Annotated in this window: 21 protein-coding genes; 1 reads left to right on the forward strand and 20 read right to left on the reverse strand. The window is 38.9% G+C overall.

The annotated features are described in order from the left end of the window. Positions 1 to 112: 112 nt before the first annotated feature. From meaB to ACIP9C_RS10270, 8 genes are all read right to left on the reverse strand, one after another. Positions 113 to 1,210, reverse strand: coding sequence for a methylmalonyl Co-A mutase-associated GTPase MeaB (gene meaB / locus ACIP9C_RS10235; RefSeq protein ID WP_401010246.1), 1,098 nt, complete (start codon positions 1,208 to 1,210; stop codon positions 113 to 115). Next, positions 1,210 to 3,363 (reverse strand): methylmalonyl-CoA mutase, encoded by a 2,154-nt coding sequence (scpA, locus tag ACIP9C_RS10240; protein WP_401010248.1) that lies wholly within the window; start codon positions 3,361 to 3,363, stop codon positions 1,210 to 1,212. The genes meaB and scpA overlap by 1 nt, the downstream gene beginning before the upstream one ends. Next, the gene (locus ACIP9C_RS10245) at positions 3,360 to 5,051 is read right to left on the reverse strand and encodes a methylmalonyl-CoA mutase family protein (protein WP_401010250.1); all 1,692 of its coding nucleotides are present in this window, start codon (positions 5,049 to 5,051) and stop codon (positions 3,360 to 3,362) included. The genes scpA and ACIP9C_RS10245 overlap by 4 nt, the downstream gene beginning before the upstream one ends. Positions 5,052 to 5,183: 132 nt before the next feature. Beyond that, positions 5,184 to 6,518 carry a dihydrolipoamide acetyltransferase family protein gene (locus ACIP9C_RS10250; RefSeq protein ID WP_401010252.1) on the reverse strand — a complete coding sequence of 445 codons (1,335 nt, stop codon included), beginning with the start codon at positions 6,516 to 6,518 and terminating at the stop codon, positions 5,184 to 5,186. A 195-nt stretch (positions 6,519 to 6,713) separates the two neighbouring features. After that, a complete protein-coding gene (locus ACIP9C_RS10255; RefSeq protein WP_401010254.1) occupies positions 6,714 to 7,697 on the reverse strand; it encodes an alpha-ketoacid dehydrogenase subunit beta in 984 nt (327 codons plus the stop codon). Continuing rightward, a complete protein-coding gene (locus ACIP9C_RS10260) occupies positions 7,697 to 8,713 on the reverse strand; it encodes a thiamine pyrophosphate-dependent dehydrogenase E1 component subunit alpha (RefSeq protein WP_401010256.1) in 1,017 nt (338 codons plus the stop codon). Before ACIP9C_RS10260 ends, ACIP9C_RS10255 begins: the two co-directional genes overlap by 1 nt. Before the next feature lie 268 nt (positions 8,714 to 8,981). Then, the gene (gene lpdA / locus ACIP9C_RS10265; RefSeq protein WP_401010258.1) at positions 8,982 to 10,409 is read right to left on the reverse strand and encodes a dihydrolipoyl dehydrogenase; all 1,428 of its coding nucleotides are present in this window, start codon (positions 10,407 to 10,409) and stop codon (positions 8,982 to 8,984) included. A 266-nt stretch (positions 10,410 to 10,675) separates the two neighbouring features. Then, the gene (locus tag ACIP9C_RS10270; protein WP_340823879.1) at positions 10,676 to 11,770 is read right to left on the reverse strand and encodes a Leu/Phe/Val dehydrogenase; all 1,095 of its coding nucleotides are present in this window, start codon (positions 11,768 to 11,770) and stop codon (positions 10,676 to 10,678) included. Positions 11,771 to 12,079: 309 nt separating this feature from the next. Between ACIP9C_RS10270 and ACIP9C_RS10275 the strand changes: the two genes are divergently transcribed. Next, on the forward strand, positions 12,080 to 12,316 hold the full coding sequence (locus tag ACIP9C_RS10275) for a DUF2627 domain-containing protein (RefSeq protein ID WP_340823878.1): 237 nt from the start codon (positions 12,080 to 12,082) through the stop codon (positions 12,314 to 12,316). Between the two features lie 51 nt (positions 12,317 to 12,367). Here ACIP9C_RS10275 and ACIP9C_RS10280 read toward each other — a convergent pair whose 3' ends face one another. The 12 genes from ACIP9C_RS10280 to xseB form a co-directional block, all read right to left on the reverse strand. Next, a complete protein-coding gene (locus ACIP9C_RS10280; RefSeq protein ID WP_401010261.1) occupies positions 12,368 to 13,096 on the reverse strand; it encodes a glycerophosphodiester phosphodiesterase in 729 nt (242 codons plus the stop codon). Beyond that, positions 13,089 to 14,660 (reverse strand): flagellar assembly protein A, encoded by a 1,572-nt coding sequence (locus tag ACIP9C_RS10285; protein ID WP_401010263.1) that lies wholly within the window; start codon positions 14,658 to 14,660, stop codon positions 13,089 to 13,091. Before ACIP9C_RS10285 ends, ACIP9C_RS10280 begins: the two co-directional genes overlap by 8 nt. A 381-nt stretch (positions 14,661 to 15,041) precedes the next feature. Then, positions 15,042 to 15,248 (reverse strand): hypothetical protein, encoded by a 207-nt coding sequence (locus tag ACIP9C_RS10290; protein WP_401010265.1) that lies wholly within the window; start codon positions 15,246 to 15,248, stop codon positions 15,042 to 15,044. Positions 15,249 to 15,368: 120 nt separating this feature from the next. Next, positions 15,369 to 15,746 carry a PH domain-containing protein gene (locus ACIP9C_RS10295; RefSeq protein WP_024361163.1) on the reverse strand — a complete coding sequence of 126 codons (378 nt, stop codon included), beginning with the start codon at positions 15,744 to 15,746 and terminating at the stop codon, positions 15,369 to 15,371. Between the two features lie 342 nt (positions 15,747 to 16,088). Continuing rightward, positions 16,089 to 16,880 carry a sporulation transcription factor Spo0A gene (gene spo0A / locus ACIP9C_RS10300; RefSeq protein WP_173479023.1) on the reverse strand — a complete coding sequence of 264 codons (792 nt, stop codon included), beginning with the start codon at positions 16,878 to 16,880 and terminating at the stop codon, positions 16,089 to 16,091. Positions 16,881 to 17,242: 362 nt separating this feature from the next. After that, complete coding sequence (locus ACIP9C_RS10305; protein WP_401010268.1) at positions 17,243 to 18,190, reverse strand: SpoIVB peptidase S55 domain-containing protein; 948 nt, start codon at positions 18,188 to 18,190, stop codon at positions 17,243 to 17,245. A 127-nt stretch (positions 18,191 to 18,317) separates the two neighbouring features. After that, on the reverse strand, positions 18,318 to 20,009 hold the full coding sequence (gene recN / locus ACIP9C_RS10310) for a DNA repair protein RecN (RefSeq protein WP_401010270.1): 1,692 nt from the start codon (positions 20,007 to 20,009) through the stop codon (positions 18,318 to 18,320). A 135-nt stretch (positions 20,010 to 20,144) separates the two neighbouring features. After that, positions 20,145 to 20,594, reverse strand: a complete 450-nt coding sequence (ahrC, locus tag ACIP9C_RS10315) for a transcriptional regulator AhrC/ArgR (protein ID WP_173479026.1) — start codon at positions 20,592 to 20,594, stop codon at positions 20,145 to 20,147. A gap of 101 nt (positions 20,595 to 20,695) precedes the next feature. Continuing rightward, positions 20,696 to 21,514 (reverse strand): TlyA family RNA methyltransferase, encoded by an 819-nt coding sequence (locus tag ACIP9C_RS10320; protein ID WP_340823869.1) that lies wholly within the window; start codon positions 21,512 to 21,514, stop codon positions 20,696 to 20,698. Continuing rightward, a complete protein-coding gene (gene dxs, locus ACIP9C_RS10325; protein WP_401010273.1) occupies positions 21,514 to 23,415 on the reverse strand; it encodes a 1-deoxy-D-xylulose-5-phosphate synthase in 1,902 nt (633 codons plus the stop codon). Before dxs ends, ACIP9C_RS10320 begins: the two co-directional genes overlap by 1 nt. A 164-nt stretch (positions 23,416 to 23,579) precedes the next feature. Then, positions 23,580 to 24,461, reverse strand: a complete 882-nt coding sequence (locus ACIP9C_RS10330; protein WP_401010275.1) for a polyprenyl synthetase family protein — start codon at positions 24,459 to 24,461, stop codon at positions 23,580 to 23,582. A gap of 5 nt (positions 24,462 to 24,466) precedes the next feature. Beyond that, positions 24,467 to 24,700 carry an exodeoxyribonuclease VII small subunit gene (xseB, locus tag ACIP9C_RS10335; protein ID WP_173479030.1) on the reverse strand — a complete coding sequence of 78 codons (234 nt, stop codon included), beginning with the start codon at positions 24,698 to 24,700 and terminating at the stop codon, positions 24,467 to 24,469. Positions 24,701 to 24,702: the final 2 nt, after the last annotated feature.

A 24,702-nucleotide genomic window follows, 5' to 3' on the forward strand; every position in this document is an offset into this window, starting at 1 on the left:
ATAGCTCCTTTCAATTTCGCGCTTCTTTAAGCTTTAGATAGCGCTCATACATCTCCTATCATAGCAGTAAGTGATAGATTTGTGCACCTACATGCTCATATAAAAGCGTACATTATTTTTGTGCTTGCTCATCGCTAAATAAACGATCTACACCTTGCGTTACCGTCAATTGCCCATTAAGAATTTGACGCTCTAGTAACTGCACCTGTTCTTTACGGTTTGGATCCCCATAAAATGCATCAATTAGATGATCTGTAATCATTGATTGGAACCAATCTTTTGTTTGATTTTGACGGCGGATGGACCAGTAATTATTCGCTTCTACAGTTCGTCTAAAGTCACCGATCGTATTCCATACTTTGTCTAGTCCCTTTTTTTCCCACGAACTAACTGGCATAGCAGTAGACATCCATCCTGGTGTTGCAGGTTGAAGGAAATGCAAAATTTGCTTGTATTCGGATACTGTTTTTTTCGCTAGTCGCACATTATCACCATCAGCCTTATGCACAACAATTGCATCGGCTAATTCCATAATGCCCTTTTTCATGCCTTGAAGTTCATCACCTGCACCTGTTAGCACTAGCAATAAGAAGAAATCAACCATACCTCGGACATACGTTTCACTTTGCCCAACACCAACAGTCTCAATTAAAATCACATCATACCCTGCTGCTTCACAGACAAGCATCGTTTCACGCGTCTTTTTATGAACACCCCCTAGGGTACCTGCAGACGGTGACGGGCGAACGAATGCATTAGGCTTTTTCACTAGTTCTTCCATGCGTGTTTTATCACCTAAAATGCTGCCCCCTGATAAAGAAGAACTCGGGTCTATTGCAAGGACTGCTACTTTTTTACCCATCTCACATAACATCGTTCCGAAAGCTTCAATGAAAGAGCTTTTCCCTGCCCCTGGTACTCCCGTAATACCAATACGGACGCTGTTGCCTGTATGCGGTAAAAGCTCCTGTAATAGCTCTTGAGCCTGTACTTTATGTGTCATATTTGAGCTTTCAATGAGCGTAATTGCTTTGGACAGTTGTACACGTGAGCCCGCACGGACATTTCGTGCAAGCTCCTGTATATCAAGTTTGTCAGCTTTTTTCTTTCGGAATTTTTTTGGTACGCCATATTGCATACCATCGTGAGATGCCTCCACGCCATCCATGACAAATAGAGCACTTTCCTGCATCTCTTTGTTTTTGTCCATTATTTAGACACTTCCTCGTAACCTAAACGTTTATAAATTTCCTCAATAATTTTAATTGCTGAAACAGGTATAACTGTACCAGGACCAAAGATCGCTACTGCCCCTGCTTCATAAAGGAATTCATAATCCTGTGCCGGAATAACGCCGCCCACGATAATGATAATATCTTCACGACCTAACTTTGTCAGTTCAGAAACTAACGCAGGCACTAATGTTTTGTGCCCTGCTGCTAGTGACGATACGCCGATACAATGTACGTCATTTTCAACTGCCATTTGTGCTGTTTCTTCTGGTGTCATGAATAGTGGTGAAATATCTACATCGAAGCCTAAGTCAGCGTAGCCTGTTGCAATTACTTTAGCACCACGATCATGCCCGTCTTGCCCCATTTTAGCTACTAAAATACGTGGGCGACGACCTTCATTTTCAAGGAACTCATCTGTCATATTTTTTACTTCTGTAATTTGCTCTTCATCAGAGAAATTTGCAGAATAGACACCTGAGATTGAGCGAATGATTGCTTTATGACGACCTGATACTACCTCGATTGCATCAGAGATTTCGCCTAGCGATGCACGAGCACGAGCAGCATCTACCGCTACTGCAAGTAAGTTTTCTTCTCCATCTTGTGCTGCCTTCGTTAAGCGAGCAAGATGTTTTTGAACTTCTGCCTCGTTACGAGATGCTTTCATCGCATCTAAACGTTCAATTTGTTTTTGACGAACAAGTGTGTTGTCAATGTCAAGAATGTCGATAGGTTCTTCTTTTTCTAGACGATATTTGTTCACGCCTACAATAGTTTCTGTTTTAGAGTCGATTTTCGCTTGACGTTTAGCCGCAGCTTCTTCAACCTTCATTTTTGGAAGACCCGTTTCAATTGCTTTTGCCATACCACCAAGTTCTTCAATTTCTTCGATTAACGCCCAGGCAGATTTTGTGATTTCATCTGTTAATTTCTCAACATAATACGAGCCACCCCAAGGATCAATCACTTTTGTCATAGCCGTTTCTTCTTGTAGGAATAGTTGTGTATTACGTGCAATACGTGCAGAGAAGTCTGTTGGTAATGCAATTGCTTCGTCCAGTGCGTTCGTATGAAGTGATTGCGTATGACCCATAGATGAAGCATTCGCCTCGATTAAAGTACGCGTCACATTATTGAATGGATCTTGCTCTGTTAAAGACCATCCAGATGTTTGAGAGTGTGTACGCAATGCTAACGTCTTTGGGTTTTTCGGATTGAACGTAGACATCATTTGTGCCCAAATACGACGAGCAGCACGCATTTTCGCAACTTCCATATAATAGTTCATACCGATAGCCCAGAAGAATGATAATCGTGGTGCAAAGGCATCGATATCAATACCAGCTTTTAAACCAGTACGAACATATTCAAGACCGTCCGCTAATGTATAAGCAAGCTCAATGTCATTTGTAGCACCCGCTTCTTGAATATGGTAACCCGAGATAGAAATAGAGTTAAATTTCGGCATGAATTTAGCCGTAAATTCAAAGATGTCTGCAATAATTTTCATCGACATTGCTGGTGGATAAATATAAGTGTTACGTACCATGTATTCTTTTAAAATATCATTTTGGATTGTCCCAGCAAGCTGTTCTGGTGTTACTCCTTGTTCTTCAGCGGCAACGATATAGAACGCAAGTACTGGTAGTACGGCACCATTCATCGTCATTGACACAGACATTTGATCTAAAGGAATTTGATCAAATAAAATTTTCATATCTTCTACTGAGTCAATTGCTACCCCTGCTTTACCAACATCACCTGTTACGCGTGGGTGATCAGAATCATAGCCACGGTGCGTCGCTAAGTCAAATGCTACTGAAAGACCTTTTTGACCCATTGCAAGGTTACGTTTGTAAAACGCATTAGATTCTTCAGCAGTGGAGAACCCTGCATACTGACGAACTGTCCAAGGACGAGCTACATACATAGTAGGGTATGGTCCACGTGTATTTGGTGCAATACCTGCCACATCATCTAAGTGTTTTACATCTTTTATATCATCTTTTGTATATATATCTTTAATTTCAATACCTTCATTTGTCAGGAATTTTTCATCTGAAGCAGCAGGAGCTTCAGATGTTAATACTTTTTCGATTTCAATCGCACTAAAATTTGGCTTGCTCATCGTTGGACCTCCTTCATGCTAGCGAACACCGTATTTAATTTTTCAATGATGTTCTGTCCTGCGAAAATAAAGCCGTTTAAGCCATTTGCTAACCAAGCTTCTTCTTCGTCTTTAAATTTACCTGCAACGTCAACAATAACGTGTGCTGGTTTCTCAGCTAAAATCACTGGAATCATTTCTTTTGTAGCATCATCATTACCTGCGATGACAACATATTTTGCGTCTGTTGCTTTTAACCAAGCAAGCGCTTCCTCAGCTGATACAGCTGGTTCGCTTTTTTCTGGTACAAGACCAACAGTGTTTAAGAAACCAGACACAAAATCAGCCCGAGGCTTTGAGCTTTTTAGTGAACCTAATGCTAGGATGCCAGTTTTCACTTTGGCTGCAGTCATTTGTGAGCGCAGTTGCTCGAATGGTATAGTAATTCGCTTAATATTTGCAAATAGTGGGTTTGTTTCGCTATCAAGTACATCTGCAGGATTTGCATAAATATTTGTACCGATAACCGATTGTTTGCGTGTTTGTGCAGCTTTAATGCGCGCTTGGTAAGATACTTCTAACTCATCAGCTAATTTACCTGATGCAGTATAAGCGTCAAAACCACCAGCAGCCTCAATTTCTAAAAATAATGCCCAAGCTTCTTTTACGAAATCGGCTGTTAATGATTCAATAAAGTATGAACCACCAGCGGGATCTGTTATTTTTAACACATTTGTTTCTTCTTTTAACACTAAAGATACATTGCGAGCAATACGAACAGACTGTTCTGTCGGTTTCGTTAATGCATCATGTGGGTGAACTGTAAAGACATCCGCTCCGCCAATTAATCCAGAAAGCGCTTCATTTGCAGCGCGAAGTAAGTTTACGTAAACATCCAATTTAGAGAAGCTTCGAAGTGAAGTTTCGGCAAGCGTTGGAATTTTCACATTTTCTGTCACACCATAAGCTGATGAGAACGCTTTCCAAAGCACTTTAAAAGCACGCAGTTTAGCGATTTCTGTGAAGAATTGCGTATCAATGGCAAAAGAAACATAAAATTTTTGTGCAAAAGCTTCAAAGTTTTCTTCTTGCTCTGCATATTTTGCTGCAATAGCAAGTGCGTATGCTAATTCTTGCACAGCATTGGCGCCATCATTATGGAAAACAACTGTGTCTGCACTTAAAGTGCGTACATTTGGCAATCCTACAAGCTTGATTGGATTGTTAGAAAAAATGAAGCCGTTTACATCTTCACGCTGTTCAGTCGGGATGTTGTCGAATACTGCCAATAATGGGTCATTTTCATCTTTTACCGTCATTTTAAACGAATATTCAGAGAAATAAGTAGCCAATTGTGCCAATATTTCTTCAGTCCATTCAAAGTTTATACGACTATCAACTGTTACTACCTCATTACCACGGGCTAAGCTATCATCAAGCTGTGCGAAGAATGCTTCACTTGTATCTGCATACACTTGCTGTGCCACACGAAATACTTCGCTATTTTGTAGGGAACGGATTGTGGCAACTTGTTTATCTAGCTCATCTCCTAGTTTTGCTACTAAACTTTCTTGCGTGTAAAGAGGTTCTAACGTAACACCCTCATTTGTTTTCGTTAAAAGAGACTCGAATGGTTTTCCCTTTAAAGCTTTGATTGCTGCATCTTGCCATTCTGAATAGGACGGCTTTTCAAATTCAATATTTTTCATGTTGTTTGACATGCGGACGCTTAATCAGCTTCCCCCCTTAGTAGTTTCTATTTGTTATTCTACATGACAATTTGCTACTCGAAAAGCAAAAAAAAATCGGAAACCGTTATACAACAGGTTTCCGACAAGTCATCAGTAGACTGACGTCGAAGATTTATTTGTATTTTCGAGTATTTCTTTTACTCTATTTAGGAATTTACCACAAACTAATCCATCTAGTACGCGATGATCTAAAGATAAACATAAATTTACGATATCGCGTGCCGCAAACATTCCGCCAGGTAAAACGACTGGTTTTTTTACAATACTTTCCACTTGAAGAATGGCCGCTTGCGGGTAATTAATAATACCCATTGACTGCATAGAGCCGAAAGCACCCGTATTATTAACCGTAAACGTACCACCTTTAATATTGTCCATTGTCAGTTTGCCTGTGCGAACTTTTTGAGCGAGCTCATGAATCTCTTTAGCAATCCCTTTAATTGATTTTTCATCAGCGTGTTTTATAACAGGGACAAAAAGTGCATCATCTGTTGCTACTGCTATGGAAATATTTATGTCATGTTTTTGGATAATTTTATCTCCTGCCCACATAGAATTCATCATTGGGAACTCTTTAAGTGCTTGTGCAACAGCCTTTACAAAGAACGCAAAGTAGGTAATATTAAACCCTTCTTTTTGTTTAAATTCCGTCTTAATGCTATCTCGGTAAGCAACTAATTCCGTTACGTCAACTTCCATCATCATCCAAGCATGCGGCACTTCTTGAGCACTACGCACCATGTTATTAGCAATGGCACGACGCACATTTGTAACCGGTATTTCAATATCACCCGCTTGTGTCTCTTGCACAGATACTGCTGGTTTTGCAGCTGGTTCTGATGTAGTGACCTGTTCATTACTGACAGCGGCAACTGGCTCAGAAGATGGTGCATCCTTTGCCGTCGGTACATTGCCAGCATCAATTAATTGTTGAAGGTCTTTTCGTGTAATACGGCCACCCTCTCCTGTACCAACAACTTGCTCGAGTGCTATATCATGTTCTTGTGCTAGTCTAAGTACGGCTGGTGAGTAGCGTGCTTTTTGCTGTCTTACTGGTTTTTCTGATGAAATTGCAACAGTAGTTTCCTTTGGCGTCTCTTGTTTTTTCTGAATACCAGCATTGAGAATCGCTGAACTTACTGTTGATTTTTTCGCAGGTGGCGCTTCAGGTAACTCATTGTCACCTGCTATTTCGATTGAACAAACAACCGCACCAACAGGTAACGTCTGCCCTTCCTCAGCAAGTAGCTCTGTAATTACCCCTTCAAAAGAGGATGGGATTTCTGCATTTACTTTATCTGTCACAACTTCTGCTAATGGATCATATTTTTTTACTGTATCGCCTGGTTGCACGAGCCATTTTTCGATTGTACCTTCTGTTACACTTTCACCGAGCTGTGGCATCGTAATGTTTTGAATCGCCATTATCTATTCCTCCCATCAATTACGCCTCGGTAGTAACCTTAGCCAAGATTTTGCGTTTACAAAGCAAGCTAGTTTCAAATCTGTGACTACCGCCGGAGGCTTTAGCTTTTTTTGAGTAAGCGACCCTAACGCTTACTCAAAAAGAGATTACAATTAAGTATTTATCTCCAAAGATATAGGAGATTCATCTGTAAGTTAAAAAGCAGCTAAATCTCTCAAAGCACGTTCCACTTTTTCAGGATTTATCATGAAAAACTTTTCCATCGTCGGTGCATATGGCATCGCAGGTACATCTGGACCAGCTAATCGTTGGATAGGCGCATCAAGATCAAATAAGCAATTCTCTGCAATAATGGCTGCTACCTCACTAATAATGCTACCTTCTTTATTATCTTCTGTAACAAGCAATACTTTGCCTGTTTTACTTGCCGCTTCAATGATTGCATCTTTATCTAACGGATACACTGTACGTAAATCCAAAATATGTGTTGAAATACCATCTGCTGCTAAACGCTCTGCTGCTTGTAAAGCGAAATGAACTGCTAAACCATACGTTATCACTGTAACATCTTCACCTTCGCGTTTAACATCTGCTTTGCCAATCGGTAATGTATAATCGTCTAATGGGACTTCACCCTTAATTAGTCGATACGCACGCTTATGTTCAAAAAATAATACAGGATCTTCATCTCGAATCGCTGCTTTTAGCAATCCTTTTGCATCATAAGGTGTAGAAGGAATGACAATTTTCAAACCAGGCGTTCCAGCAAAAAGTGCTTCAACCGATTGTGAATGATAAAGTGCGCCGTGAATTCCACCACCGAAAGGAGCACGCACTACAATTGGACAAGTCCAGTCATTATTAGAACGATAACGGATTTTCGCAGCCTCGGATACGATTTGGTTTACAGCCGGCATAATAAAGTCTGCAAACTGCATTTCAGCAATTGGGCGCATACCATACATTGCAGCACCAATACCGACCCCTGCAATAGCACTTTCAGCAAGTGGTGTATCTAACACACGATACTCACCAAACTGCTCGTAAAGACCAGTAGTTGCTTTAAAAACGCCACCTTTACGACCAACATCCTCTCCTAAGATGAAAACGCGGTCATCTCGTTCCATTTCTTCCTTCATCGCTAATGTAATCGCATCAATATAAGACATAACTGCCATTACACGTCACCTCCGTCCACTGGTGCATATACATATTTCATGGCATCCTCAGGTTGGGCATACGGAGCTGCTTCTGCATAATCCGTCGCTTCATTCACCTCAGCCATGACACGCTCTTCTATTTCTTTTCGAAGAGATTCAGTCATAATTCCAGCATCTTGTAAATACTTCTCGAATGATACAATCGGATCCTTCGCTTTGCCTTCTGCAATATCTTCAGCAGTTCGATATTGGCGATCATCATCATCAGAAGAATGGGCAGTTAAACGGAATGTCACCGTTTCTATTAGACTTGGACCAGCACCGCTACGAGCACGTTCTGCTGCCTCTTTAACAACCTTATAAACCTGTAATGGACATTTACCATCAACTGTTACTCCTGGCATCCCATAGCCAATACCACGATCGGATACTTTTGCACAACCTAACTGACGTTCTACTGGCACTGAAATTGCATATTGATTATTTTCTACCATTATGATTACTGGTAACTTATGCACACCTGCAAAATTCGCCCCTTCATGAAAATCACCTTGGTTAGAAGAACCTTCTCCTAATGTGACAAAGGTAATGAAATCCTCTTTTTGCAAACGTCCTGCAAGTGCCACACCTACAGCATGTGGAACTTGTGTTGTCACTGGCGAAGAACCAGTCAAAATTCGATTTTTCTTTTGTCCGAAGTGCCCAGGCATTTGGCGACCGCCCGAATTCGGGTCTTCAGCTTTTGCAAAAGCTGATAACATTAACTCTTTTGGCGTCATTCCAAAATGCAATACAACACCCATATCTCGGTAATACGGTGCAATATAATCTATATCCTTATTTAATGCAAAGGCTGCTCCAACTTGAGCTGCCTCCTGTCCTTGACAAGAAATAACAAATGGAATTTTACCTGAACGGTTTAATAGCCACATGCGCTCATCTAGTCTTCTTGCCATTAACATCGTTTCGAACATAGCAAGGACATCTTCAGTCGATAAACCTAAATCTTCATGTTTTATTTGAACGTCTTGCATATGAACACCCCTTTCGCATTAGAAAAAATGCTAAAGCACCTGCAATACTTGCACAAGCTACTCTAGTATAATTTATGACAGTATTTTCACGCCTCGGCATCATTGTGTCCGATTTTTTCGATCCTACTCGAAAAGCTTCTCTATAAAATCCGCGACATAAGCCGTGACTGTTAACTTGGATCAACAGGGATTTGAACCCCTATTGAATTCAAGTATGTTTGCATGCATCCCCCGCTACTAGAAGTGAATGACTGTTGCTATCTCTAAGTTAAAAATGAATCGCCCGCTTATCAACAGCTAGGGCAGATTCTACTAATACTTCATTTAGTGATGGGTGTGGATGAATTGCCTGACTAATTTCCCAAGGAGTTGCGTCTAATAATTTTGCTAATGAAGCTTCTCCAATTAAATCCGTTACATGCGGTCCTACCATATGAATACCCAAAATATCATCTGTTTCTTCATCAGCTATTATTTTTACAAAGCCATCTGAATCTCCATTGACAAGCGCTTTACCTATAGCTTTAAATGGGAACTTACCTACCTTTAATGTGTATCCTTGCTCACGGGCAGCACTTTCCGTTAAACCAATACTAGCTACTTCTGGGAAGGAATAAACACATTTCGGTACCTTCAATACATCTAGCGGTGCTATTTTTCCAGTCGCTATATGTTCAATAGCAGACAAACCTTCATGAGATGCAACATGTGCTAATTGTAAACCACCTATAACATCTCCAATAGCATACATATGTGATTCCTTCGTTTGATAAGAATCGCCTACTTTAATAAAGCCGTTGTCTATTTCAATATCTGTGTTTTCTAAACCGATACCATGGATATTTGCTTCACGTCCTACACACAGCAACAATTTATCTGCCATGAAACTTTCTTCCTTATCCTGAAGCTTAGCAGAAATGAAAACGTTATCATTTTCTATTTTGAATGTATCTGTATCTAGTCGTGCATTCGTTACAATGCGTACGCCACGACTTTCAAGCTGCTTTGTAACTTCTTTAACGACATCAGCATCTTCTGCTGGTAAAATTGATGGGCCATATTCAACTACTGTTACAGACACCCCAAAATCACAAAGCATCGATGCCCACTCAATACCTATTACACCACCACCGACAATTAGTAATGACGTTGGCAATTCCTCCATTTGCAAAGCGTGATCAGAATTCATGACGTATTTACCATCCACTGTTAACCCTGCCATTCCCCTAGGTTTCGAACCTGTAGCAATGACAACATTGGTCGGAACAAGCATTTCATTTTCTTCTCCATTAAGCATCTCGACAGAAATCGTTCCTGGCATTGGTGAGAAAATAGATGGACCTAAAATTCTTCCCGTTCCTTCATATACATCAATCTTGCCTTTTTTCATCAGTGTATTCACACCTTGGCTTAATTGCTCTACAATTGCTTGCTTGCGTGCCTGCACTTTATTGAATTGCAATGTAACCCCTGAAATGTCTACACCAAATTCACTTGCAGTTTTATTGGCCATACGATACACTTCTGCACTTCTTAGTAACGCCTTACTAGGAATACAGCCTTTATGTAGACAGGTACCACCAAGTCGTTCACGTTCCACAATAGCTGTTTTCAAGCCTAATTGTGCTGCACGAATTGCTGCTACGTAGCCTCCTGTCCCTCCCCCTAAAATAACAACATCATAATTTTGAGCCATATTTTATTCCTCCTTATGAGAAAAGTGCTAAAGCCCTTCTATCCAACATGTGTGACAGTGAAATCCATCGAGGAAATAGCTGTATCGCCACAGTCAAATATTTCTATACATAGAAATATTGAAATGAAAGGTGCACCTTATTACGTTCACTTGAAGTTACTGCGCTATCTTTTCTTGTTACTATTTATCTATAATAAAATTCTTTATATACCATTATTTAAAGAGAAGAAGTCGACTATGCGACTTCTTTTAACGAATAGACGTTGTTAACGACCGTTCAAAATATTTTTTTCATTTTTTAAAAACTGGCTACGTGATTTCGATACGCGAGCAATGCGTTCTTCTGCTAAACGATTAGCTGCTACATAAGTAGGAATGCCATCTCGTTTTGAAATTTCAAAGATTTTTTCAATGCTATCGTATATCCCATCTACACGTTTCATCGCACGTTCACGATTATAGCCGTATAATTCATCAGCAACATTTATTACGCCACCCGCATTAATAACATAGTCAGGTGCATAGACAATACCTAGCTCATGTAAATAGTCTCCATGTCGTGAATCCTGTAACTGGTTATTAGCAGAACCAGCTATAACTTTCGCTTTTAATTGCGGAATTGTCTCGTCATTTAAAATTGCTCCTAATGCACAAGGTGAGAAAATATCAACTTCTTGTGAATAGATTTCTTCTGGCGCTACAGCTCTAGCACCAAAATCATTGACAACACGATCAATCGCAGCTTGATTTATATCAGTTACTACAAGTTTTGCACCTTCGTTATGTAAGTACTCGCAAAGCTTGTATGCAACATTCCCCAGCCCTTGAACCGAAATTGTGCGACCTTCTAGCGACTCCGTACCAAATGCTTCTTTTGCAGCTGCTTTCATACCACGATAAACACCGTAAGCAGTTACTGGTGACGGATTACCTGATGAACCGAACGCTGGTGAGATTCCTGTAACATAATTCGTTTCTTCATGGATTAAATCCATATCTGTTACTGTTGTACCAACATCCTCAGCTGTAATATAGCGACCGTTAAGCCCTTGGATGAAACGCCCTAAAGCCCTGAACATTTCTTCATTTTTATCTTTAAATGGGTCCCCAATAATGACCGTTTTTCCACCGCCAAGGTTTAAACCAGCAGCCGCGTTTTTATATGTCATCCCACGTGCTAATCTCAATGCATCCTCTATCGCATTCTCTTCTGTCGCGTAGGTCCACATACGAGCACCACCTAATGCTGGTCCAAGTGTTGTGTCATGGATAGCGATAATCGCTTTTAACCCAGATGCTTCGTCTTGGCAAAATACCAATTGTTCATAATCATACTTTTCCATATACTTGAAGATTTCCATGAAAACTCGCCCCTTTGCTTTGGAAAGTGCAACCCCTAATGCCCATCCCAATCAAATTTAAAAACAATGATAAATATGTTTTGCAATGGATATTATCGCTCCATTTAATTTTACAATACTGACAAATTCACAATTTCGCAACTATTATTACACTTTTCCTACTAAGTAAGAATTTTCTAAAAATTCAGTTACAGTTAATAGTTTTTGAACTTCTTCCTTCTCTCTTCCCAGACTTCTAAGATTCATAGGGTTTCTTGACATTCCCATATCCACAGGTACAATTATATTTAGGTATGAGGAGGGACATGCATGGCTCGATTTGCTGCGTTTATTGTAATGCTTATTCCAGGTCTAATGGCTGCAGGTGGCATTAAATTTATGCGTGATACATTATTCGGTAAGCTCATCTCACCTTTTCCATTTTTATGGCTGCAATTTGTTGTTGGCATCATTTTCTTTGTTGTCGGCTTTGGCTTTTTCGCAGGCTTTTTATTACACCGCGATCGAAAAAACGGAAAAGTGGCTCCGCGCTTCCAAAAAAAATAAAAATAGCTATCCAAATAAGTCACTTCATCTTGACTTACTGGATAGCTATTTTTATTGACGTTGCTGAACGGTGATTACTTTATCAGGAAAATCTGTAATCCACCCAATCACTGATGAATGAGGATTCGTCAAAAAGTTTTCACTACCGTCAATCGCATAAAAGCGACATGTCTTAGAACTAGTTACACAAGCCTCTAAATAACGGGGCTTATAATATCTTTTATGCATATGGACACAATCAATTGCCTTATAATCACATAGCAAATCCCATTTCAATTTTTTAGTAGCGATTAAAGCTGTTTCAAACTGTGGCGCATGACGTTTCACAACCTCTAAAAGCTCATAATGGAATGAGGAAAAATGACTGCCTTTAGGTAATATAAGTCCGTGAAGCATTTGAACGAGCGCATCCTTATTATCAAGAATGGTCGATTTTAATTCGATATTAAGAGGTAGCTGCTGTTTATGCGCCCATGCTAAAACTGCATCAAATGTTGGAATTCGATACGCTGAAAAAAATCTTCTCAAAGGCTTTCCTAATTTAAAGCTTTGTAGTTCCGCTACTGTGCATTCATTTACCAGTTTATTAGAGCCTACTAATCTTGATAACTGCGGATCGTGGTAGACAACTGGAGTTCCTTCTTTTGATAGCTGAATATCTAATTCAATCCCATCTGCGCCTAACTCTAACGCTTTCTCAAATGCTTTGAAACTATTTTCGAGAGCATAAGCTGACGCCCCTCGATGCGCAAACACAGGGATGAAAGATTCCTTATACATTTAACTCACCGAACTCAAGCAGAAATTTTCCATTCGTCATGTTATTTAGTAACGAGGATTTCTTACCAATTTGAATATACGTACCTGGGTAGGCTTCTTTTGTTACGATGATTTCTTCCTTTCCAGCGTGACGCATTTCGTCCATCATTAACTTAATTTCACGATCCATTGTAACCGCTTCTGCCTTCAATTTTGACAATCGTTGTTTTGTTTCTTCAAATGAGGCAATTTGCTGTGTAGACATTTGCTTAAGAAGTGGTAATAAACTCGTAATCTTTGCTTCGAGTTCTGAAATTTCAGATTGCTGTTGCTTTAGCTGTGTTGCTTTGCTTTGCATCAATGCATAACTTTCTTGTTTGTTGACACTTTCTATGATTAGATCTGTTCTACGCTCAAGTCGGTTTCCAGAGATTGCTGTAACTATAGTATTTTTAGCAACAGCACGCCCGCCGATAATTTTACCTTTTCGCTCATCTACAAATATAGAATGCGCAGTAAGTTGGGATCCAAGCGAGTAAAAGCCGATATGGATACTATCGTCTGCTACTAAATTAGCTTCATTTACGTGCTTAACGAAAATATTACCACCCGCTTCTACAAGTGTTGAGCCCAAACCAAAAATTCCTCCACGAATGTAAACATCACCTTCGATCGATTTAATCAGTTTAGCGCCACTTACACCTTCTGCTCCTTCGATTGATATATCTCCAGTCGCAATAACTGTATAGCCTGTTGTAACGGTTCCTTTAATACTTAAAGAGCCATTGAATTCTAAATTGCCTGTCTCAACACCCACATCTCCATGTATTGGTAGATGTCGGTTAACACCAATCATACCTTTGACGTCGTCTAACACGCCAGCAATTTTTGAACGAATGACAATTTTATCGTCCTCTTCTACTTCATAGGCTGACTTTTTATCGTATCGAATGGGAAAATCACGACCTGGTGTTGCCGCAATAATTTCACCGAGTACATTTTGACCAGGCTTGCCCAACGTTGCAGGAATTTTCTCCCCAAGCCAAGAACCTTCAGAAATTTCTGAAATAAAATTCATGTCATAGTAATCAGCTTTCCCATCTTCACGAATGACAGGTTTTCTCTCCGGTTTTGGTAAGTATGTAATTTGTGCATCTATGCCTGCGATAGGTGGTGTTCCTTGGGCAATTAAAAAGGCTTTTCCTGGCTCAATTTTTAAAATATCAAACTCTAAAATGCCATAGATTATCCCTTGGCTTGCTAGTGTGTCTGTAATTTGTTCTGTTAATTTCTCTTTATTTTTTTGAATATAATCATGTGTTTCATATATAAATATAGAGGCAGACATTTTATCTCGTGCAATTTCCGCTTCAACATTTGGAAGCCAGCGTCCAATTTCAACAGGACTTGTGCTTTCTGTCGCTAGTACAGTTTTTAATATAGAAAAATTTGATAATTTTAGTCGTGGATGACTACGTAAGATACCATCAAATTCTTTTAATGGAAATCCCGCACTGTATGTAAGCATAAATACCTTTCCGTTTTCTTCAGATATTTCGAAGTTATCATTTCGAACTAGAATCACGCTACCTCCTCCTTCCCTCTATATGTAAGTATATACAATCTATTTACATTTGTTTAGAGACAATTGTCACTACTCATAAAGAAAATACCCCTACTTTATCAGTAAGTCCTACATATAGCTCATACGATTTTCCTCTAAAAAATAGACGATATATCCTATAAAAAAACACCTTTTCCTTCATTTCAAATGTGGAAATGCCATTAATGCTTAAAATCACAGTAGCATTTTAGGTAATCCGCAATAAAGCAAATAAAAAAAGTAAATGGCTATATCCACTTAGCTACAATTTTATGTTTTAGGTCTTGCCTACTAAAAAAACACCCCTACTTAAAGAGGCGTTTGACTGGCAGAGCTATAAATGAAATGTTCATGTTAATAGGTTTAGATTGATTTATTATCCGAAAAAAAGTCACTTACTAATCGTTTTTGCATGGCTTCAATTCGGTCATCAGAGCCCAGCTGTTCGCGCGTCATATAATAAATACTAATACGGCCATTCATTTCAAGTCGTACCTCAAACAACTGATCATTTATTTGTGTTAATTCTAATGAATTATGATGGTCAAGTTGAAAGTTTACACTTTTCATTTATATCACCCCGTTAAATTATATCGCATCAATTACTTCTCGGCGTAATTACGTCCAGACAAGTTAATACAAATAAAGACGATTAACAGCTTAAATACTGTTAACCGTCAAAATTGAATATTATCCTAACACGTATTCTGCTAATACACTTTGAACTTTGTAGATGTTAGTGGATTTATTGAAATTTTTCTGAATTGGTAGCTGACTACCTGAAACCCAAATTTTCAGCTCTGCATCTAAATCAAATGTCCCCGCCGTTTCAACTGAAAAATGTAGAATATTCTTATATGGAATAGAATGATATTCCGTTTTCTTACCTGTTACGCCTTGTTTATCAATTAAAATCAGTCGCTTATTCGTAAAGATAAATGTATCTCTAATGATTTTATAAGCATTTTGAATTGTCTCATTTGGTATTAAAATCTCTTTCATTTCTTCCTGTAATTTATCCAAATTCACTTCGCTTGCATTCCCCATCAAACCATCAAAAAGCCCCATTTGTGTTCCCCTCCACTTATTCAACCTTTATATAGTATATATTACATTTTACTACAATATTACAGACTAAAGTATCAATAGAATATTACGCAACTTACTACATAGCCAATTATTGAATAGTTATGACTTTCCATAAACCTCGCGCATAACGCCGTTTTCTTTACAACTTATCCTTTTACGAGCGTTTTATCTATAAATATACAGCATTAAGACATAAAAAATACGCCCCCTCAAACAGTCGACGCAAACTGTCTAAAAAAGGCGTTACGAATCGCTATATAAGCGGTATCTATAATAGATGGAAGGTCTAATTCCCCATTAAGCCAAATGCCCTTAAAACCGTTAGCTCGCCATCATATCAATACGAATTTTGTCTGCGATCATGGCGATGAATTCGCTATTTGTTGGTTTAGACTTTAAATGATGGACTGTGTATCCAAACATCGACGAAATAGACTCATAATTGCCACGATTCCATGCAACTTCAATGGCATGACGAATTGCACGTTCTACACGTGATGGTGTTGTATTGAATTTTTTTGCAATTTCAGGATAAAGAATTTTCGTCACAGATCCTAATAACTCGATATCTTCAAACACCATTTGTATAGCTTCACGTAAATAAGAGTAACCTTTAATATGTGCTGGAACTCCGATTTCTTTAATAATAGCTGTAATGGTGCTATCAAGTTGATGTTGATTTAATTTTTGAGGAGTTGTCGGCTGTAATACACTTGACTTTTTTGGTATAGCTGCCTTTTGTCCAGCACAATGTAATATTTTTTGAACGAGCTGGTCGAATTCAAACGGCTTTAGCATAAAATAAGAAGCCCCTAAATCCACCGCTTGCTTCATCACATCTTCTTGACCAAATGCAGTTAGCATAATGACTTGTATTGAAGACATTCGATCATTTTGATACATCGCCTCTAAAACAGCTAACCCATCTAAATGAGGCATAATAATATCCAATAATAAAATATCAGGAGAAAACTCTTCAAGCATTTGAAGACATACTTTCCCGTTTGAGGCAGTTGCAATTATTTCAATTTCGGGATGACCTTGAAAATACTGCTCCATTGTTTTTAATAATTCACGATTATCATCTGCTATCGCCACTTTTACCTTTGTCATTTCAATTCCTCCTTCTGGACTTTGCTTTGACTGTTCAAAGCACAAAACCTTTTACCCCTAATGTCTATTTTGACACACTGTGGAATTTTCGACATTTTTGCTTTAAAAACCTTTTCTATTTCCAAAAATGAGTATGTAGTCCGATACTTTCTTTTTTTATCGACAAGTTACGATACTTAACAGCAAATTGTCGAATGCTCTTACCACTTATTTTAGTGAAAAAACTGAGATAAAACTACACTTTTTTTTAAGTATCGCTAAAGTGTTCAGTAATAAGCATGAAATACTTAGGGAAAGAGCTAGTTTAACCTATTTTTTTCAAGAAAGAACGAACGGAGCTACCAGAGGCAGCCCCATTTCATTCATGATGATTTTCTTAACATTTCAGCCACTGTAATAGCTGCCCCTTTTTTTGGCTCTTCTACAAACATATGTGTGACAGCACCAACGAAACGCCCGTCCTGTATGATTGGACTACCACTCATGCCTTGTAAAATTCCACCTGTTTTTTCAATGAGCTTTTCGTCAGAGACAATAAATTCAAGTCGTTCATTTTCTACTTTTGTAATTTCGATGGAAAATGTTTCGACTTTACTGCCTTCAATAGCTGTGTAAATTTCAGCATGTCCCAATTTTATATCTTTTGCATGCATAATTTCGATGGCTTTTGGCAATCTTTGTTGATAACTATCTTCCCAACGGCCAAAAATTCCATATACCGTATTTTTATCAATACTACCTAATCGTTCCTGATGTTTTTCAATTGAGGATATTTTATAGCCGGGTTGACCAGGTAGGCTTTTACGGATTTGCTGGATGGATGCTAAGAAAATGGAGCCTGCTCTGAAGACAGGTGCTTCTTGAAGAGTTGAATCAACAATTTGATGGCCTAACGCTCCGTAATTTTGTGTCTCTGGATCAATGTATGTCAATGTCCCTACTCCATCTGTTTCATCCTTTAAAAAAGAGATGACATGTTCTGCTTCTTGTTCTTGTAAGTCAACTGTTACTTCTTTTCCTTCACTTTTTATCGTCCATTTTTGTTGCCCTTGTCGAGCAATTGCTTGCTTGGCCTCAGCGAGTGTTTTTACTGTTGTATCATTTATTTTTTCAATAACAGCGCCTCCTTTCATCCATTGATTGGAAGCTAACAACACATCATGAGCAACAAAGACATGTGATAACTGAAGCTGAATTCCAATTGCTTCGCCCATCGGTATTAATTTTTTGGCCGCAAAAGCCTGTATGGGCATAAATAACAAAACGATGAGCATAGGCAAAATGACAAATTGACGCCAACGACGATTCATACGACACCTCCTTTTGAATTTTGTCTTTATACTATGTGTTGTTGTACCGTTCTTATAAGCGGTAAATATTTGCGCAAAATGAAAAAAACCCAGAAACAGTTGACCTGCCTCTGGATTCCTTATAAAATTAACGCATTTGTTTTTTTCGTTCGTTAGCCATTTTTAACAATTCTGTCGCATGCTGTAAAGTTAATTCGGTAATTTCTGCACCTGACATCATTCTGCTCACTTCCTCAATACGTGCATGGGTATCGATTTCAGCTAATGATGTATATGTGCGATCATGTTCAACCTCTTTTTTAATAAAGTAATGATGGTCGGCCATTGCAGCCACTTGCGGAAGATGCGAAATACACAACACTTGTGAATTAACAGAAATGGCTGCAATTTTTTCTGCAATTGCTTGCGCCACACGACCACTTACTCCGGTATCCACTTCATCAAAAATAATCGACGTAACACCATTTGAAGAAGAGAAAATCGTCTTAAGTGCTAACATCATACGTGATAGTTCTCCACCAGAAGCAATTTTCGGTAAAGATTTTGGTGGTTCGCCGACATTCGTTGAAATATAAAAAACAACTTGGTCTTTACCATTAACATCAAAATAAGGTAAAACATCAAAATTTACGATAAATTTCGCTTTTTCCATATGTAATTCACGGAGCTCTGCCATGATGGCTTCACTTAAGTCATTTGCCGCTTTTTTTCGAACAACTGAAAGTTCTTCAGCAAGCTCGCCTAATATAACTTCCATCTCAAGTACTTTACGTTCTTTTACTTGTAAAATTTCATCGCGATTTAAAAGCTCGCTTAGCTCTGTTTTAATTTTTTCGTAATAGGCAATCATTTCCTCGACTGTTGAGCCATATTTACGCTTTAAGTTTTGGAACAGCGCCAGTCGTTGCTCTACTTCATTTAAACGTGCTGGGTCAAATTCCAGCTCATCTAAAACATTTTTCACTTGGTATGCTGCATCCTGCAATGCGTAAAAGGCTGTTGTTACCGACTCAGAAGCCTCTTTAAACTGCTCGTCAATCAGCGCAGCATCATCTAGCGCTCCCATGGCTGTGCCTATCCAGTCAAGACCCTTTGTTTCACCCTGAATCGCTTCATAAGCCGCACTGGAACGTTCAAAAATTTTATTAAAATTCATTAGACGGCGACGTTCATCAAGAAGCTCATCTTCTTCTCCTAGCTTTAAATTTGCATCCTCTAGTTCTTTCATTTGGAACTGATACAAATCAATGCGCTGGGCCATTAACTGCTCATCTATAGAAATTGTAGCTAATTCTTTTTTCAATGCACGATATTCGTTATATTGTTTACTGTATTTTTCAAGAATTGGTGATAGTTGCTCTTCTGCGAATTGATCGAGTAAATGAATATGTTGCTTTTCATCCATCAGTTCTTGGTTTTCATGTTGTCCATGAATATCAATAAGACTTGCTCCAATGTCACGTAAAACCGATAAAGGCACTAATTTGCCATTAACCCGACATACACTTTTGCCAGAATCATTTAAGTCCCGACGCAAAATAATGGAATCTTCTTCTATTTCAATGCCTGCTTCCTCTAGCTTCTTATATACAGGATGTGCACTACTTGAAATTTGAAATAGCCCACCTAACTCAGCTTTTTTAGCACCATGACGTATAAATTCCGAATTGCCTCTACCACCAGCAAGTAAATGTACCGCATCAATAATTATGGATTTACCAGCACCGGTTTCTCCTGTTAGCACAGTTAGACCATCTGAAAAACTAACCGTTAAATCCTCAATGATGGCAAAATTTCGAATACTAAGCTCTCTTAACACAAAATGTCACCTCTGAATTAAATTCAACTGCTATTAAAATTCGTACTAACAGATGCAAAAATATCCACTTCAACACCAATAACGTGAAAAACAAAGCATCTGTAGCAATCAAATTCGTTCGATTATAGTTACAGTTTATAGCATGTCTAATAAGCGATTTTTTGTATTTTCTCGTTCACCTTCATCGCGACAAATAATTAAAATTGTATCATCTCCAGAAATTGTACCTAGAATTTCTGGCCAATCCAAATGATCAAGTAATGAAGCAATTGCATTTGCATTACCCGGAAGTGCTTTCATGACTAAAAAATGCGATGCACCGTCAATGCTTACAAAAGCATCAGCTAGCGCACGATGTAATTTTTGAACTGGATTGAATCGTTGGTCTGCGGGTAAGCTATATTTATAGCGTCCATCCTGCAAAGGCACTTTAACTAAGTGCAGTTCTTTAATATCTCGCGATACGGTTGCTTGTGTCACATTATAGCCCGCATCCTTTAAAAAATCGACTAAATCATCTTGCGTTTCGATTTCGTGATTCGCAATAATATCTCGAATACGTATATGTCTTTGTCCTTTATTCATATCATTCACCTCTTATAAATAGTTAAATATTTGTATAATTACACTACCATCTCCAGCATAAAAGCACAAGAAAAAACACGGCTCTACTTACTGAGCACGTGTTATTTTAGTGCACTATGCGCTTCTTCAACGAGTGCATTAAAAGCTGTATATGGCGGGATCACTTCATCAGCAATTGGATTCACTAGATGGAATAAAAATTCAATATTTCCTTCCCCACCTGTAATCGGCGAATAAGAAGCATCTTTCACCACAAAGCCAACTTTCGTTGCCATAGCAGCTGTTTTTTCTAAAACATCGAGATGTACCTTTTTATCACGGACAATGCCTTTTTTACCTACATTTTCTTTACCTGCTTCAAACTGAGGTTTAACAAGTGCCATTACATCGCCACCTGGCATTAATACCGTTTTTAGTACTGGTAAAATTAAGGATAAAGAGATAAAGCTGACATCAATTGTGGCAAACTCTGGTAAGCCTTCTGTTAAATCAGCAGCTGTTGTGTAACGAAAATTTGTTTTTTCCATAACCGTTACACGATCATCAGAACGAATTTTCCATGCTAACTGATTCGAACCTACGTCAAGGGCATAACAATGTTTAGCCCCATTTTGTAGGGCGCAGTCTGTAAACCCACCTGTAGAAGAGCCGATGTCAAGCATCAGCTTCCCTTCTACAGACATATCAAAAATTTGCAAAGCTTTTTCTAACTTCAAGCCACCACGGCTCACATATTTTAAATCAGAACCTTTTACTTGTAGCGGAGCATCGATTGCGATCTTTTCTCCTGCTTTGTCAATACGTATCTCGTTGGAAAAGACAAGACCCGCCATAATGGATCTTTTTGCCTTCTCACGTGTTTCACATAGTCCACGCTCAACAAGTAAAATGTCTACACGTTCTTTCGGTTGTTTTGTCATTATTTGTTTAAACCTACTTGCTGTTTTTGTTGTAGTAACACTTGCATGCGTGCCACTGTATCTTCTGCTGTCATATGAATTTCCTCAAGCAGTTGGTCTACATTTCCATGCTCGATAAATTGATCAGGTATGCCCATTCGATCGATTATTGCATTTAAATAACTATGGTCATGTGCAAATTCTAATACACCACTACCAAAGCCACCTTGTAATACTGCCTCTTCAATCGTTAGCACTGGCTTATTGCTAGTAAATATGCGATGAAGCATATCCTCATCCATTGGCTTAATAAAACGTGCATTCACTACTTCAATTTCTATGCCTTTTTGAGCTAGCATTTGTGCTGCTTCCATTGCCATAGGAATCGTTGTACCGAATGTTAAAATGGTAGCTTCTTTCCCCTCACGTAATACTTCCCAACTTCCAATTGGTAAAGCCATAAGCTCATCATCCAACGGGACACCTATCCCATTTCCTCGTGGATAGCGAAGAGCAATCGGACCTCCATTATAATCAATGGCTGTTTTCACCATATGCTGACCTTCATTTTCATCCTTTGGCATCATAATCGTCATGTTTGGAATATGACGAAGGAATGCAATATCAAAGACGCCTTGATGTGTTTCGCCATCTGCACCAACTAAGCCGGCACGGTCAATCCCGATAAAAACATTCAAATTTGGACGTGCAATGTCATGAAGTACTTGGTCATAAGCACGTTGTAAAAATGTTGAGTAAATAGCTAAAAACGGCTTCATTTTTTGAGTAGCAAGACCTGCAGCCATTGTTGCAGCATGTTGTTCAGCTATGCCCACATCAAAAAAGCGTTTTGGAAAATCTTTTTGAATGCCTTGTAATTTTGAGCCAACAGGCATTGCAGGTGTGATTGTAACAACTCGTTCATCTTCATGCGCAATTTTACGCACTGTTTCAGCGATTAAACTGCTCCAAGCAGGACCTTTTGTCTCTGATTTTACAAATGCACCAGTCTCCATTTTATATGGACCTGTTCCATGCCAGTTGCCAATTGTATCGTCTTCAGCTGGTTTGTAGCCTTTACCTTTTTTCGTAATGACATGAACAAGAACTGGGCCTTTTACTTTTTTAGCATATGATAATGTTGTTTCAAGCGCTTCAAAGTCGTGACCATCAATAGGACCTAAATATTTAAAACCTAATTCCTCAAAAAAGACACCAGAAACCACTAGGTATTTCAAACTGTCCTTTAATCTCTCTGCAGTAGAGGCAAGCTTGCCACCTAGAACAGGAATTTTATTGATTAACGATTCTAGCTCTTCTTTTGCTTTTGAATATTCTTTCGCAGTACGCAAGCGTCCTAAGATGCTGTGTAATGCTCCAACGTTTGGAGCAATGGACATTTCATTATCATTTAAAATGACAATCATGTTTGTTTTTGCATGCCCAATATGATTTAAAGCTTCAAGCGCCATACCGCCTGTTAAAGCACCGTCCCCAATAATCGGTACGACGAAGTTTTTTTCGTTTTTTATATCACGTGCTGCTGCCATACCCATGGCTGCTGACAACGATGTCGAGCTATGACCTGTTTCCCATTCATCATGTTCGCTCTCCACAAGCTTTGGAAAACCACAAAGCCCTTTGAACTGACGTAATGTGTCAAATTGACTCGCACGACCTGTCAAAATTTTATGCACGTAAGCTTGGTGGCCAACATCCCATAAAAACTTATCTTTTGGACTGTCAAACATTTTATGAAGCATAAGTGTAAGCTCCACAACACCTAGGTTCGGTCCGATATGACCACCTGTGACAGAACATTTTTCGATTAAGAAAGTTCGAATCTCTTTTGCAAGCTGTTCAAGCCCTCTCTTATCTAAGTTTTTTAAAAAGGATGGACTAGAAATGTTGTTTAAATCCACCTTTCTCACACACCTTTTCAATAAATTATTCACCGCAATCGTGTTTCCACCATTATAACAGTGTTATCCATATGCTAACAGTACGAACACTTTTTTGTTTGCCTATTGGCAAACGTCCCCACCTATTCTAGCATATTCTTGACCTGTAAAGCCCATTTTTTCTCTTAGTTTTTACGACGAACAATATAGGCCGCAAACTCACGCAATAAGCTTACATCTACTTGTAACTTATCAAGCGCTGCTATTGCGAGCTGATAATGGTCAGCAAGTTTTTCTTTAGCACCAGTTAAGGTTAATAATGCAGGATATGTGCTTTTATCACTAGCTACATCCTTACCTGCAGTTTTGCCTAATTCCTCCGTTGTTCCTTCTATATCTAAAATATCGTCTTGAATTTGGAAGGCAAGGCCGATGTGATGCGCATATTCCTTTAAAGTAGCTCGATCTTCTTGTGATACATTGGCTAGAACTGCACCTGATTCAATACTAAATCTTAATAGTGCACCTGTTTTATTGACATGAACATGCTCTAGTTCAGTTAGGTTAAGCTGACGTTGCTCACCTTCCATATCCAATACCTGTCCGCCAACCATCCCTTCGGCACCAGCCGCGACGCTTAGAAGATTAACAAGTTCAATTCGTTGCTCTGCTGAAATCTCCATGCGTGCTAAAATGCCAAAGGCAAGTGTATTTAATGCATCACCTGCAAGTGTTGCTAGTGCCTCTCCAAATACTTTATGATTGGTCGGCTTACCACGACGGAAATCATCGTTGTCCATGCTTGGAAGGTCATCGTGGATTAAAGAATACGTATGAATCATTTCAATAACGGCACCGACTGTAAGCCCTGCTTTTATGTCTTTACCGTATAGTTCTAAAACGGCTAATACAAACAGTGGGCGAATACGCTTGCCTCCTGCATTTAATGAATATAGCATCGACTCCTTTAAATTGGTCGGTGCGTCAATTTTTTCAACAAGTGCAAACATTTCAGCTTCTACTTGTGGTGTGTTGCTTTGAATAAAATGTTTTAATTGTTCGTTCATTTTAACTAGTTCTCTCCCTTTAGCGGATCAAATGCTGTTGTTTCACCGGTCTCCTGGACAATTGAAATTAATTGTTCTTCGGCATGCTGTAGTTTACTATGGCAAAATTGCGAAAGCTCCATGCCTTGTTTATATAAATCAATCGCATTTTCTAATGGTACATCACCTTGTTCTAATTGGCGGACTATTTCTTCAAGTGCCGTCATTGCTTCTGCGAAGGTTTGTTGCTTTTTCGCCATTT

This window comes from Lysinibacillus sp. NPDC093210 (assembly GCF_044753985.1).
Classification (GTDB): domain Bacteria; phylum Bacillota; class Bacilli; order Bacillales_A; family Planococcaceae; genus Lysinibacillus.